Source organism: Rhizobium sp. 9140 (assembly GCF_900067135.1).
Lineage (GTDB): Bacteria > Pseudomonadota > Alphaproteobacteria > Rhizobiales > Rhizobiaceae > Ferranicluibacter.
In genome coordinates, this window is sequence record NZ_FJUR01000001.1 from 1,500,349 (window position 1) to 1,514,385 (window position 14,037).

12 protein-coding genes are annotated in these 14,037 nt (G+C 66.1%); 9 read left to right on the forward strand and 3 right to left on the reverse strand.

Annotated elements, in window-relative coordinates:
• Positions 1-6 precede the first annotated feature (6 nt).
• Both rsmD and GA0004734_RS06980 read left to right on the forward strand, forming a co-directional pair.
• Complete coding sequence (gene rsmD / locus GA0004734_RS06975) at positions 7-570, forward strand: 16S rRNA (guanine(966)-N(2))-methyltransferase RsmD (protein ID WP_092932384.1); 564 nt, start codon at positions 7-9, stop codon at positions 568-570.
• 16 nt (positions 571-586) lie between these two features.
• Complete coding sequence (locus GA0004734_RS06980) at positions 587-1,432, forward strand: patatin-like phospholipase family protein (RefSeq protein WP_245292358.1); 846 nt, start codon at positions 587-589, stop codon at positions 1,430-1,432.
• An 8-nt stretch (positions 1,433-1,440) separates the two neighbouring features.
• Here GA0004734_RS06980 and GA0004734_RS06985 read toward each other — a convergent pair whose 3' ends face one another.
• Positions 1,441-3,273, reverse strand: a complete 1,833-nt coding sequence (locus GA0004734_RS06985) for a monovalent cation:proton antiporter-2 (CPA2) family protein (RefSeq protein ID WP_092932388.1) — start codon at positions 3,271-3,273, stop codon at positions 1,441-1,443.
• A 171-nt stretch (positions 3,274-3,444) separates the two neighbouring features.
• Between GA0004734_RS06985 and GA0004734_RS06990 the strand changes: the two genes are divergently transcribed.
• The 6 genes from GA0004734_RS06990 (at position 3,445) to lpxK (ending at position 9,313) form a co-directional block, all read left to right on the forward strand.
• On the forward strand, positions 3,445-4,791 hold the full coding sequence (locus GA0004734_RS06990; protein ID WP_092932390.1) for a TldD/PmbA family protein: 1,347 nt from the start codon (positions 3,445-3,447) through the stop codon (positions 4,789-4,791).
• A 134-nt stretch (positions 4,792-4,925) separates the two neighbouring features.
• Positions 4,926-5,741, forward strand: coding sequence for a 3'(2'),5'-bisphosphate nucleotidase CysQ (locus tag GA0004734_RS06995; RefSeq protein ID WP_092932392.1), 816 nt, complete (start codon positions 4,926-4,928; stop codon positions 5,739-5,741).
• A 77-nt stretch (positions 5,742-5,818) separates the two neighbouring features.
• Entirely contained in the window at positions 5,819-6,046 is a 228-nt protein-coding gene (locus GA0004734_RS07000) for a DUF4170 domain-containing protein (RefSeq protein ID WP_092932394.1), read from the forward strand.
• 91 nt (positions 6,047-6,137) lie between these two features.
• On the forward strand, positions 6,138-7,451 hold the full coding sequence (gene waaA, locus GA0004734_RS07005; protein ID WP_092932396.1) for a lipid IV(A) 3-deoxy-D-manno-octulosonic acid transferase: 1,314 nt from the start codon (positions 6,138-6,140) through the stop codon (positions 7,449-7,451).
• 54 nt (positions 7,452-7,505) lie between these two features.
• Positions 7,506-8,270 (forward strand): HAD family hydrolase, encoded by a 765-nt coding sequence (locus GA0004734_RS07010; protein WP_092932398.1) that lies wholly within the window; start codon positions 7,506-7,508, stop codon positions 8,268-8,270.
• On the forward strand, positions 8,270-9,313 hold the full coding sequence (lpxK, locus tag GA0004734_RS07015) for a tetraacyldisaccharide 4'-kinase (protein WP_092932399.1): 1,044 nt from the start codon (positions 8,270-8,272) through the stop codon (positions 9,311-9,313). The genes GA0004734_RS07010 and lpxK overlap by 1 nt, the downstream gene beginning before the upstream one ends.
• Positions 9,314-9,485: 172 nt before the next feature.
• On the opposite strand, the gene GA0004734_RS07020 is transcribed toward lpxK, so the two are convergent.
• Both GA0004734_RS07020 and mutL read right to left on the reverse strand, forming a co-directional pair.
• Positions 9,486-9,740: a DUF2093 domain-containing protein gene (locus GA0004734_RS07020; RefSeq protein ID WP_092932401.1), complete on the reverse strand. Its 255-nt coding sequence runs from the start codon at positions 9,738-9,740 to the stop codon at positions 9,486-9,488.
• A gap of 122 nt (positions 9,741-9,862) precedes the next feature.
• Positions 9,863-11,755 carry a DNA mismatch repair endonuclease MutL gene (mutL, locus tag GA0004734_RS07025; RefSeq protein ID WP_092932403.1) on the reverse strand — a complete coding sequence of 631 codons (1,893 nt, stop codon included), beginning with the start codon at positions 11,753-11,755 and terminating at the stop codon, positions 9,863-9,865.
• A 435-nt stretch (positions 11,756-12,190) separates the two neighbouring features.
• On the opposite strand from mutL, the gene GA0004734_RS07030 reads away from it, so the two are divergent.
• Positions 12,191-13,981, forward strand: coding sequence for a response regulator (locus GA0004734_RS07030; protein WP_092932404.1), 1,791 nt, complete (start codon positions 12,191-12,193; stop codon positions 13,979-13,981).
• Positions 13,982-14,037 lie beyond the last annotated feature (56 nt).

Sequence of the window (14,037 nt, forward strand, 5' to 3'; positions counted from 1 at the left end):
CGCCCGGTGCGCATCGTCGGGGGAGAATTTCGTGGCCGGGCTCTTGCGAGCCCGGCGACATCGGATATCAGGCCGACATCCGACAGGACGCGCGAAAGCCTGTTCAACATCCTCAGCCATGCCTATCCGGAACGGCTGGAGGAAACCCGCATCCTCGACCTTTTCGCCGGAACAGGCGCGGTCGGGCTCGAAGCTCTGTCGCGCGGTTGCCGGCAAGCGCTGTTTGTCGAAAACAGCGCGGAGGGCAGGGGTCTGCTGCGCACCAATATCGAGACGCTGGGGGTCACCGGTCGCGCCAGGATCTTCCGGCGCGACGCGACCGACCTCGGCACTGTCGGCACCGTCGAACCCTTTCACCTCGTCTTCGCCGATCCGCCCTATGGCAAGGGTCTTGGCGAGCGGGCGCTGGCGGCGGCATCGGCCGGCGGCTGGATCCTGCCCGATGCGCTCGTCATTCTCGAAGAGCGCGCCGATGTGACGCCGATGGCCGGCCCCGATTTCGAGCCGCTCGACATCCGCCAGTTCGGCGATACCCGCATGCATTTCTATCGCTTCCGCAAGCGCGGCTGACGCGGCGATGTCGGAGATGCCGTCCGCCAACACAGCATCGAGCGGCCCATCGGTGGCCTTGGCGCTCGGCGGTGGCGGCGCCCGTGGTCTCGCGCATATCCACGTCATCGAAGCGTTGGATGACCTCGGCATCCGCCCGCGCGTTATCGCCGGCACCTCCATCGGCGCCATCATGGGAGCCGGCATGGCGGCCGGCATGCGCGGCAGCGATATCCGTGACTTCGCGCTCTCGACCGTCGGCCGGCGCAAGGAGATTGCCAACCGCCTCTGGCGGCTGCGTCCCTCGACCCTGCAGGCGATCGGGGGCAGCCTGCGCTTCGGCCCGTTCAATCTCGAACGCGTGCTTTCCGCCTTCCTGCCGGAGGCCATACCGCAGACGTTCGAGGCGCTGTCCATTCCTCTGAAAGTCGTCGCCACCGACTATTACGCGCAAAGCGAGACGGTGCTGGAGTCGGGCGATCTGCGCCTGGCCATCGCCGCCTCCGCGGCCATTCCCGGCATGTTCCAGCCTGTGCGGCTCGGCGCGCGGGTCATGATCGACGGTGGCTTCGTCAATCCGGTTCCCTTCGATCATCTCGAAGGCCTTGCCGATGTCGTGCTTGCCGTCGATGTCGTCGGCGGGCCGGAGGGGGATGGATCGACGCTGCCGACGCGGATGGACGCGATGTTCGGCGCGAGCCAGCTGATGATGCAGACGATCACGGCCATGAAGATGAAGGCGCATGCGCCCGATCTTCTGGTGCGCCCGGATGTCGGCCGCTTCCGCGTCATGGATTTCATGCGCGCGCAGGAGGTGCTGACGGTGAGCGCCGGCGTGAAGGACGAGGTGAAGGCCGCGCTCGACACGCTCCTGTCGCGGTAAGCCTGACCCTACTTCACCACCTGTGTCCGCTCGGCTTCGGCGATTTCCTCGTCCGGTCCGAGCGTCGCTACCGGCTCCCGCTTCGGCTTCATCAGCGGCTCCGGCTTGACCGGCCGGAAATGTAGCATGTCGCGGCCGGCCGCCAGCCCGTCCACAGCCTGAACCTCCAGCCGCGCCTCGTCGCGGCGGCGGATATCGGTGGTGATCGCGATGGCCTGCGCGTCGGTGACGCCAAGCTCCTCCAGCGTGCGCTGGCCGAAGAGCAGGCCGGATTCCAGCGTCTCCCGCAGCTCGTAATCGACGCCCCGCGCCCGCAATTGCAGCGCATGCTGGCGATCATAGGAGCGCGCGAAGATGCGGGCATTGGGGAATTCCGACTGGACGAGATCAACGATCCGGTCGGTGGTCTCCTTCCGGTGCGTGCAGATCGCCACGATCTTCGCCCGCTCGATGCCGGCGGCGCGCAGCACGTCGAGCCGCGTTCCATCGCCGAAATAGATGCGGAAGCCGAAGGTCGCGGCCTGTTCGACGCGCGCGGCGGAATGGTCGATGATGGTGACATCGCGTCCGCCGGCCAGCAAGATCTGCGCGGCAATCTGCCCGAAACGCGAGAAGCCGATCATCAGCACGTCTGCGCCCGCCCCCTCGAAATCCTCCTCCATGTCGTCCTCGGCCTCGTCCTCCTCGTCCCGCGTGAGAAAGCGCGACAAAGCGGAGGCGGCTGGCGTCAGCGCCATGGACAGCGTGACGATGACGACGAGCAGCGAGCCTGTGGCGTCTGGAAACACGCCCGCCGCAGCCGCCGCGCTGAAGAGCACGAAGCCGAACTCGCCGCCTTGCGGCAGCAGCAGCGCGATGCGCACCGCTTCGTTATGCGCCGAGCCGAACAGGCGGCAGACGGTATAGAGCGTCACGGCCTTGATGACGACCAGCATGGGGACCGCGATCATCACCACCAGCCAGTTGGAAAAGATCACGTCGATCTGCAACGATAGCCCGACCGCCATGAAGAACAGCGCTAGCAGAAGGCCGCGAAACGGCTCGATATCGGCTTCCAGCTCATGCCGATAGCTCGATTCCGCCAGCAGCACGCCGGCCAGAAACGCGCCCATGGCCATGGACAGCTGCGCCATCTGCATCAGCGTTGCAGCGCCGAGCACGATCAGCAGCGCGGCGGCGATCATGATTTCGCGCGCGCCGGTGCGCGCGAGAATCCGGAAGAGCGGGTTGATCAGATATCGCCCGGCCAGAACCATCACGAGGATCGCGCCGACGGCGACCGAGAAGTCCTGGATCGGCGGCGTCGTATCCTCCGGCGCCTGTAGAGCGAGCAGCGGGATCAGCGCGAGCAGCGGCACGATGGCGAGATCCTGTAGCAGCAGGATCGAGAAAGCGCGCTGGCCGTAGCGCGTGTTGGTGTCACCCTTCTCGTCGAGGATCTGCAGCGCGAAGGCCGTGGAGGACAAAGCGAGGCCGAAGCCCGTGATGAGACTGCCGGACGCGTCGAGCAGGCCGAGTTCGTAGACGATGGCAGACAGCAGCCCGCCGGTGACCAGAACCTGCGCGGACCCCAGCCCGAAGATATCGCGCCGCATGGCCCAGAGCCGCGACATCTTCAGCTCCAGCCCGATCACGAACAGCAGAAAGACGACGCCAAGCTCGGCGAAACCGAGGATCGCTTCCCCGTCCGTGATCTGGTGGAACACCGGGCCGATGATGACGCCGGCCGCGAGATAGCCGAGAACGGTGCCGAGCCCCAGCTTCTTGAAGATGGGGGCCGCCACGACGGCGCCGCCGAGCAGCAGAAGCGCCTGGGAGGTCATGACGGGCGTTGTCGACATCGTGACGTTTTTTCCCTTGGTCTTTGCCGTTTATGCCGGGCGCACCGCGCCCTTCCGCCTTCTTGCCGGGCTGCGGGACGGAAATAAGGCGCGCGTCCGGTGAGAATCGCGCCACGCCCTTGATGCCCGGGCCAGTGCACAATAAATGGGACGGGAATGAAAGGCCAATTCATGCCCCAGACGATTGATTCCGCCGCACTCGAAACACGTGCCGCAGAGCTCGTGGACCTTGCGAGAAAGGCGGGAGCCGATCAGGCCGACGCCGTCGTGCTCCGGGGCCGTTCGCGCTCCGTGTCCGTGCGCCTCGGCAAGGTGGAGGCGACCGACAGTTCCGAGAGCGACGACTTTTCGCTCCGCGTCTTCGTCGGCCGCCGCGTCGCCAGCGTTTCCGCCAATCCGGGCTTCGATCTGAAGGTGCTGGCCGAACGCGCCGTCGCCATGGCCAAGGCATCTCCGGAAGACCCTTACGCGACGCTGGCAGACGAAACCCGCATCGCCCGCGATGTTCCCGATCTCGACCTCTTCGACCCGAGCGAAATCTCCACCGAAGAGCTGACCGAACGCGCGCTGGAGGCGGAGGCTGCAGCACTCGCCGTACCCGGCGTCACCAAGACCAGCGGTGCCGGTGGCTCCACCGGCATGGGCGGTCTCGTGCTCGTCACGTCCAACGGCTTTTCCGGCGCCTATATGGGCACCCGCTTCAGCCTTTCCGTCAGCGCCATTGCCGGCGAAGGCACGAAGATGGAGCGCGACTACGACTTCGACAGCGCGCTCTTCCTCTCCGACCTGCGCGGTGCCGCCGATATCGGTCGCCATGCCGGCGAGCGCGCTGCCGCCCGCGTCAATCCGCGCCAGGTCGACACGCAGAAGAACGTCACCGTCGTCTTCGATCCGCGCGTCTCCCGGGGCTTTGCCGGCCACATCGCCGGTGCCATCAACGGTGCTTCCGTTGCCCGCAAGACCACGTTCCTCAAGGACAGAATGGGCGAGCGCATCCTCAAAGCCGGAATCAATCTGACGGACGATCCTTTGATCGTGCGCGGCTCCGGCTCGCGGCCCTTCGATGGCGAAGGCGTGACCGGGCAGAAGATGACGATGATCGAGGACGGGATCTTGCGGAACTGGTTCCTCTCCACGGCCACGGCGCGGGAACTCGGGCTGGAAACCAACGGTCGCGGCGCGCGCAGCGGCACGGCGGTCAATCCGTCCTCCACCAATTTCGCGCTGGAGCCGGGCGATATCTCGCGTGAGGACCTGATCCGCAGCGTCGGCACCGGCTTCTACGTCACCGAGCTGATCGGCCACGGTGTCAACATGCTGACGGGCGAATATTCCCGTGGGGCCTCCGGCTACTGGATCGAAAACGGCGAGATCGCTTTCCCCGTCTCCGAGGTCACCATCGCGTCCAACCTGAAGCAGATGTTCATGGCCCTGACGCTCGCAAATGACATCGACCGCTCCTACTCGGTCGCCGCGCCGACGATCGCCGTGGAAGGCATGACGCTCGCCGGAAAATAAGCCCGGCGAGACGGCCGCCACGGCGAAGAGCGAAAGGCTGGGATGACGAAGCGGCCACCATGTTTTGGCCGCACTTCGCCTGTCTGACGCGGACATCGCCCAACGCATCGCACGACCATACGGAAAGGAAGCCCATGAGCGCCGACCATCACCCGCCGGATCAGTGGACCAGGGATCTGGACCTGATCACCACGGCAGCGATGGCCGCCGGCGAGAAGGCCCTGACCTATTTCCGCAAGAACCCGGAATTCCGCTACAAGAACGAGGACCGGTCGCCGGTCAGCGAGGCGGATTACGCGGCAAACGACATCCTCAAGGAGCGCCTGCTCTCGGCCCGTCCCAATTACGGCTGGCTGTCGGAGGAGACGGACGACGACGAGGCGCGGCTCGGCTGCGACACGGTGTTTGTGGTCGATCCGATCGACGGCACGCGCGGTTTTATCGCCGGCAAGGACGTCTGGTGCGTCAGCGTCGCCGTCGTCCACAAGGGCCGCCCGGTCGCCGGCGTGCTCTACGCGCCGGCCCTCATCGAACTCTATCAGGCAAGGCACAGCGCGGAAGCCCGGCGCAACGGCGTCGTCATCCATGTGGCCAAGCCTGTGACGGGCCAGCCGCTGCGGTTCGCCATCGCCGAGGATCTCGTGGCGAAGCTGAAGGCAGGCTACGGCAAGGATGTTGCGCGCGTTTCCCATGTTCCCTCGCTCGCCTATCGCATCGCGATGATCGCCGATGGCCAGATCGACGGCACGGTGGTGAAGAAGAACGCCCATGACTGGGATCTCGCCGCCGCCGACCTGATCCTGCAGCAGGCAGGCGGCGTGCTCACCGGTCTCGACGGCGAGCCCCTGACCTACAACCGGCCCAGTGTGCACCACGACGTCCTGTGCGCGGCGGCGCTGCCCGCTCTGCCGGCGCTGCTGGACGCCTCGGCCGGCCTGCACGGGCATTGACCTTTCCGGCTGGATGCCGCACATCACCCGTCGAAACAGCACGATAAGACGACGAAAACTGACGAAAAGAGGCGAAAATGACGGAAAAGAAGCAATTGCTGCACATGGTTTTCGGTGGTGAACTGAAGACCCTCAAGGACGTCGAGTTCCGCGATCTCGAGAAGCTGGACGTGGTCGGCATCTTCCCGGACTACGAAAGCGCGCTGCATGCCTGGCGCGGCAAGGCGCAGGCGACGGTCGACAACGCCCATATGCGCTACTTCATCGTCCACATGCACCGCCTGCTCGATCCGGGCCAGCTCTGATGAACCTGGGCGGATGCGGCATGCGCGTGTCCGGGCCGTCGCGTCCCGCCCATAGCGTCATGCCAGGCAGGGCGCGCGCGGGGAACGCCAGATGACGCGCCTCTTCGCGCGCGCGGCGCTGTCCGGCTATCGCTGGGTCGGAACCGCGGTCTATCCGCTCGTCTGGTCCTACCTTGCTTTGCGCGCCGCGCGTGGCAAGGAAGATCGCGCGCGCCGCCAGGAACGCTACGGCTTTCCGAGTGCTGCCCGCCCGCAAGGGCCGCTGGTCTGGTTTCATGCGGCGAGCGTCGGCGAGACCATGTCCGTCATCCCGCTGATCAAGGAAATCCACCGTCGCGGCATCGCCGTCGTGCTCACCAGCGGCACCACCACCTCGGCCCGGGTCGTCGCCGAGCGGCTGGGCGATATCGCCATCCACCAATATGTGCCGCTCGACTTCAAGCCGGCCGTCTCCCGCTTCCTCGATTATTGGGAACCGGACCTTGCGATCATTGCCGAGAGCGAGATCTGGCCGATGACCATCATGGAACTCGGCAAGCGCCATATCCCGCAGATCCTCGTCAACGGACGCCTGTCCGACCGCAGCTTCGCCCGCTGGAAGAAGCGCCCGAATCTCGCCGACGCCATCTTCGAAAACCTCGCGCTCGTCATTGCCCAGTCGGAGGCCGATGCCGAGCGGTTCAGCGCGCTCGGCGCGCTGCCGGTCATGGTGTCGGGCAATCTGAAGGTCGATACGGACGCGCCGCCGGTCGATAATGCCGTGTTGCGTCAGTACCGGCAGCAGATCGAGACCCGCAAGACCTGGGCGGCGATCTCCACCTTCGAGGGGGAGGAGGCCGCGGCCGGTTCGGTGCATCTGGCCCTGAAAGAGCGCAACGCGCTTCTGACCGTCATCGTGCCCCGGCACCCCGAGCGCTGCGACGCGATCGAGGCCATGCTGGTCGCCAAGGGGCTGACCGTCGCGCGCCGCACCCGCAACGATCCCGTCACGCCGGAAACCGACATCCTGCTCGGCGATACCGTCGGCGAAATGGGCCTCTATCTCCGCCTGACCGATGTCGCCTTCGTCGGCCGGTCGCTGTTCGGGGAAGGCGGGCAGAACCCGATCGAGCCGGCCATGCTCGGCTGCGCCATCCTGTCGGGCGGCAACGTCCAGAACTTCCGCGAGACCTACCAGACGCTCGCCAAGAACGGCAGCGCCAAGATCGTGCGCGACACCGAGATGCTGGCCAAGGGCGTGCACTATCTGCTGACCAATGACGAGGTGCGCCGCAAGATGATCGAGGCGGGTCAGGAGGCCGTGCACGAGATGCGCGGTGCCCTGTCGGCGACGATCCGCGGGCTCGAGCCCTACATCAATCCGCTGACGGTGAAGGCCCGCCTGTTGCCGCGCGACGATGTCTAGCGCAGTCCGGCAGGCGTCATACTGCACATTTCAAATTCCGGGGAGACCGTCGAGATGAGCAAGACACCGCTTCCGATACCGATCGCCGGCATCCTCTTCGACAAGGACGGGACGCTGCTCGACTATGCCAAAAGCTGGGTGCCCGTGAATTATGAGGTCGCCCGCATCGCCTCGCGCGATGATGCGAACCTCGGCGCCACGCTGCTGCGCGCCGGCGGCATGGACCCCGAGACCGGATTCGTTGCCGCCGACAGCCTGCTTGCGGCCGGCAACACCGCGGAAATCGCGCAAGGCATGGTGGAGGCCGGCGCGCCGTGGACGTGCGAGGCATTGACGGAGGTCCTCGACGACCTCTTCTCCCGCTCTGCCGCCTATGCCGTCCCGGTCACGGATCTCTCCGCACTGTTTACGACATTGCGGACACGCGGCTACAAGCTCGGGGTCGCCTCCAGCGACAACGAGGCCTCGATTCGCCGCACGGCCGAACGCTTCGGCTTTGCCGACTGCCTCGATTACGTCGCTGGCTATGACAGCGGCTACGGTGTGAAGCCGGAGCCGGGCATGGTCCACGGCTTCTGCGCGACGACGGGCCTCATCCCGGATCAGGTCGTCGTCGTCGGCGACAACAATCACGATATGCACATGGGGCGTCATGCCGGCGCCGGCCTGACCGTCGCCGTGCTCACCGGAACCGGCTCCCGTCATTCGCTGGCCGCCGCCAGCGATCATTGCCTCGCCGATATCACAGAGCTTCTGGCGCTCCTCGATCAGCACGCGCAGATGGGCGACGACCTCACGATGAACGAGACGGCCTCCTGATGGCATCGGAAGCGCCGCCCTTCTGGTGGGAAAAGCCCGGCTGGGCCGCATGCGCGCTCAGCCCCGTCGCCTGGATCTACGGGCGGATCGCCGGCCGCCGCATGGATCGCGCCCGCCGCTGGGCGGCCCCGGTTCCGGTCATCTGCGTGGGCAATTTCACCGTCGGTGGCGCCGGCAAGACGCCGACCGCGATCGCCATCGCCAGGGCCGCCAGCCGCCGCGGCCTGAAGCCCGGCTTTCTCAGCCGGGGCTATGGCGGGTCGCTGGACGTGACCACGCTGGTCGATCCCCACCATCACCGCGCGCTGGAGGTCGGCGACGAGCCGCTGCTGCTGGCCCGCGCCGCACCGGCGGTCATATCGAGAAAGCGCGTCGAGGGCGCGCAGCGGCTGGTGGCGGAAGGCGTCGATCTGATCATCATGGATGACGGTTTCCAGAGCGCGCGCCTTGTGTTCGATTATGCGCTGCTCGTCATCGACAGCCGCCGCGGCATCGGCAACGGCCGCCTCGTGCCGGCAGGCCCGGTGCGCGCGCCGCTCGGGCACCAGTTGCGCCATGCCTCCGCCGTCCTGAAGATCGGCCGGGAGACGGCGGCCGACCCGGTCATCCGCACCGCGGCGCGGGCCGGACGGCCGGTCTTCGTCGCCGATATCGTGCACGAGGATGACGGTTCGCTGAGGGGGCAGCGCGTGCTCGCCTTCGCCGGGATCGCGGACCCTGAAAAGTTCTACCGGACGGTGCGCGAAACCGGAGCGGAGATCGTTACGACGCGCAATTTCCCGGATCACCATCATCTGGAAGCCGACGAGATTGCCAGCCTGCTCGACGATGCCGACGCATCCGGCCTGCTTCTGGTGACGACCGCCAAGGACCGCGTTCGTCTCGACGCCGGTCATAAGGCGAATCGCATGGCCGAACTCGCGCGCGAAGTCCGCGTCATCGATGTGGAGATCGTCTTCGACGATCCCGCGGCCCCCGACAAGATGATCGATGCCGCTCTGTCCGCCGCCCGCCATCGGCTGCTGCGCCGGAGCGGGGCGTAGAGCGTTCTGTCGCGCCTGCGTCGGCCCCTCATCCCCTGCCGGGACCTTCTCCCCGCTTGGCGGGGCGAAGGGACTCGTGGCGGTGCCTCACCTCACATCGAAACCTCACGCAAGGCACGTCCCCTCTCCCCGCAAGCGGGGAGAGGGCTAGGGTGAGGGGCTATCGCAAGCGCTACGGCGTAACCGACGACCCCGCATCTGCCGTCTGCCCGGGCAGGATCCCGGCACGCTTGTCCGCATCGAAAGCGGCCTGCGCGTCGACATATGGCTCCTGCCGTGCCACGCTCCAGTAGCGCAGCTCCTCCACCGGGATCTCGCGTCCGGTGATGGCGCAGATGACGAAGGATCCCGGCAGGATGACGTTGAAATCGCCGTCGAGATACCGGATTTTCGCAATCCTGTTGCCGCTGCCTTCGAACCGGTTCATCGTGTCTCATCCCCTGACTGATCGTCTCGCCCAAGCGGCCGAACCCTGTCCCGCCGCTGTAAACCTTCGCCGCCCGTTTTGCCAGCCGTCTCGCAAAGCCGTCTGTCAGTCGCCTTTCGCCGTCAACTGCGTCCGAACAGGCGTTCGATATCGGCCAGCTTGATCTCGATATAGGTCGGCCGCCCGTGATTGCACTGGCCGGAGCCGGGCGTCGCTTCCATCTGGCGCAGGAGCGCGTTCATCTCCTCCGGCCGCAGCCGGCGACCCGAGCGCACGGAGCCGTGGCAGGCCATAGTGGCCGCAAGCGCTTCCAGCCGGCCGGACAGGCCGTTGGCCGTGTCCCATTCCGCCAGCTCGTCGGCCAACTGCCGGATGAGCCCTGCCGCATCGATCTCGCCCAGCATAGCCGGCGTTTCGCGCACGGCGACCGCGCCCGGGCCGAAGCGCTTGATGGTGAGCCCAAGCCTGGAAAGCTCTTCGGCATGCACCATCAGACGGTCGCAATCGTCCTCCGCGAGATCGACGATATCGGGGATCAGCAGCGCCTGCGCGGGCAGGGCGTTCGTCGAGAGCCCCTTGCGCAGGTTCTCGTAGACGAGCCGTTCATGCGCGGCATGCTGGTCGACGATCACGAGCCCGTCGCCCGTCTGCGCGACGATGTAGTTTTCATGCAACTGCGCCCGCGCCGCGCCCAGCGGGTGCTCCGGCAGTGCCGTCTCGGGCACCATCGACTGCGATGCCGAAGGCTCCGGCGTCATCCTTGCGGTCGGCGCAAACGATCCGAAGGCGGCCTGCGCCGCTTCCCCGAACCCGCGCCCGCCCGTCTCCAGTGGCCGGTAGGGCGAACGCTCCGCCGCCCAGGGGGCCGAGGGCGCCTGTCCATACCCCGTCGTCTGGCTATACCCGGTCTGGCCACCATAACCGCCGGGGGAACGGGCGGCAGAGGCGAAACCTGAACCGGACCCAGGGGCTGAAGCTTCCGGCCGGAAGGCGTTCACGAGCCCGCGCGCGCCGAGCGTCGAGGACCGGTCGCCGTCGGCCGCCAGCGCCTGACGGATGGCGCCGACGATGAGGCCGCGCACGAGGCCCGGATCGCGGAAGCGGACGTCCGACTTTGCCGGATGCACGTTCACATCCACCAGCGCCGGGTCGATCGTGATCGACAGCACGGCGACAGGATAGCGCCCGTGCGGAATGGTTTCGGCATAGGCGCCGCGCAGGGCCGAGAAGATCAGCTTGTCCTGCACCGGCCGACCGTTGACGAACACATACTGGTGCAGCGAATTGCCCCGGTTGAAGGTGGGCACGCCGGCAAAGCCGGTCAGCCGGACCTCGTCGCGCTCGGCATCGATCTCGATCGCATTGTCGCGGAAGTCGCGGCCGAGCACCTGTGCGATGCGCGCCAGACGGTCGTCGCCGGTTGCGGGAAATTCGAGCGTCGTGCGGTCTGGCCCCGACAGCAGGAAGCGTACGCCCGGAAACGCGATCGCCATGCGCCGCACCACCTCGGAAATCGCCGCCGCCTCGGCCCGCTCCGTCTTCATGAATTTCAGCCGGGCGGGGGTCGCGAAGAACAGGTCGCGCACCTCCACAACCGTGCCATGGTTCGCCGGCGTCGGCCGCACGGCCTGCACCACCCCGCCATGCACGGCGATCTCGGCGCCATGGTCGCTGCCGGGCGGCCGGCTCGCGATCGTCAGCCGCGCGACGGATCCGATCGACGGCAGCGCCTCGCCGCGAAAGCCGAGCGTGCGGATATCGAACAGGCCGCCGCCGAGCTTGGAGGTGCAGTGCCGCCGCACGGCGAGCGCGAGGTCTTCCGGTCCCATGCCGCAGCCATTGTCGACCACGCGCAGCAGCGTCTTGCCGCCGCCGGCGGTGGCGATCTCGACGCGTGTGGCGCCGGCATCGAGCGCATTCTCGATCAGCTCCTTGGCAGCGCTCGCCGGCCGCTCGATGACTTCGCCGGCAGCGATCTGGTTGATGAGCGTTTCGGAAAGAAGGGTAATGGCCATGCTGCATTCTCCGCCATTCCCGCTCCCCCGCCAAGGACCGGATCGCGGCTCGGCCGGGATATCCCCTGTGAGATCCGAAAAGGGACGAAGACGGGCAGTAACGCGCAAGGGTTCTCGAGGGTTTAAGGGAGCATTAAGCCCGCTGTGGCATGGTTGACGTTGGGCCAAGGCAGCCGGAACGGTCGACAGGACACCGGGTGCTACTGCCGGAGGGACATGCAGCATTGGCGTTGCCGGCGAACATGACCCGACGGGACGGACGAAAAGATGTCGCAGCCATTCCCGTTTCCGGGCGGGTGCTGCGCCGGAGCGATCGTGCTGCTGACCGCGCGCTCCCGGAGAAAACGCCATGCCCGGTAAAGGGTCATGACGTCGGCATGTTCCCGACAATGCTCGCCAGGCCCGTCAATGCTCGCCAGAAATGTGAGGCCGTGAATGAATGATGTCGCGTCATCTGGCGCAGCTGTCCAGCTCTCTCTGCTGGAGGCGGTCTCGGATGCGCTGGGCCTGGCGATTTTCGTGTGCGACCGCAACGACGAATTGATCTTTGCCAGCAAGCCGATTCAACAGTTCTATCCCGTCGAGGATCGCTTTCTCGCACGCGGCACGCGGCTGCGCGATTTCTTGGGGGCCGTGTTCGATCTCGGCGTGCGTTCGGGAACGGCGACGGAACGCAGCCGCCGGCGCGTGAACCGCGAAGAATGGATTTCCGCGCGCGTCTCCCTTCACTGGCGCGAGCGCTACGAGGTGGTCGAGCGCATCGCCCGCCAGCGCTGGATCAATGTGCGCAAGCGCCGGCTGGCCAGCGGCCTCTGCGTCGTCGCCCTGACCGAAGTCTCCGAGCAGAAGAAAAAGGAAGAGCAGATTCAGCTCGACGTCGAGCGCATGGAGATGACGGAAGGCATTCTCGACAGTCTGCCCAACCCGATCTGTGTGAAGGATCGAAGCCTCAAGTATATCGGTGTCAACAAGGCCTTCTGCGACCTGCATGGCATGACGCCCGACCAGATTCTCGGGCGCTCCGTCTGGGATCTCATCGAACCCGAGCTCGCCGAGAAATTCGAGACGTCCGATCGCATGGTGCTGGAAACCGGACGCGAACACAGCCTGCCGGAACAGATCGTGCGGGCAAACGGCGACGATTGCTGGGTGGTGACACACAAATTCCGCGTCGGCAATGCGCATCGCGGCCTTCTCGTGACCTGCATGAACGACGTCACGGATATCGTCGTCGGCTATGACGATGGCGTGGTCTCGCCGGAAATGGCGAAAAACCTCGCTGTTGCGCGATATGATGCGTTCGAGCCGGCACAGAACTGCCACGACCCCTATCAGGCGCTGGACCTGCACGTCCTCGCCCAGACCGCTGAGGCGCCGACGCCGCAGGGCATGGCGGCTCCGCAACGGACAACCGAAGCCGCCGAGCTTGTCGTCGCCGGTCGCATCCTCGTCATGACGCCGGATGCGACCGTCGAGACGCGTCTGCTCTCGGTCCTGTCGAAGCGCGGCCATGAAGTCTGCGCGCTCAGCTCCGCGCCGGAGATGACGGCGTTTCTCGACGCTATCCGCGAGGCGAACCTCTCCCTCGACCTCGTTCTCATCGATCCGGCCCTTGCCGACCTCAAGGCGACATTGGAGACGGCTGCCGGTCCGCCAGGCATCGTTTTCGATCCATCCTGGGCGGAAGAGGCGTTGGCAGACCACGTTCTTGCGTCGTTCACGATACGGGAAACGGCAGGGAACTTGCCGATACCTGCCGCGCCCGCCGCCACCCTGCAATCTCCCGCCGACTGGGATATCGTCCTGCCGGTCACAGAGCGCCCGACCTCCGATATCGACGTCCTCGTTGCCGAAGATAATGATATCAACCAATTCGTCTTCTCCCAGATCCTCGAAGGTCTCGGCCTATCCTACCGGATCGCCGCCAATGGCGAGGAAGCCGTCCGCTTCTGGCAGCAGTTCCACCCGCGACTCATCTTCATGGACGTCTCCATGCCGGTCATGAACGGCTTTGACGCGACACGGGCCATCCGGGCGGCAGAAGCGCACCTGTCGTCCCGCACGCCGATCGTCGCGGTGACGACGCAGGCCCTCGACATCGACCTGGAACACGCGCGCGCTGCCGGCATGGATGACCATATCGTCAAGCCGATTAGCCCCGACATGATCGAGCGGGTGCGAAACCGCTACCTTCAGGACAGCAGCGATCATCGCCAGCAGCGCTGACACGTCTTGCACGATAGTGGATGGATTCTTGCACCTTCAGGTATAGAGAACGTTCT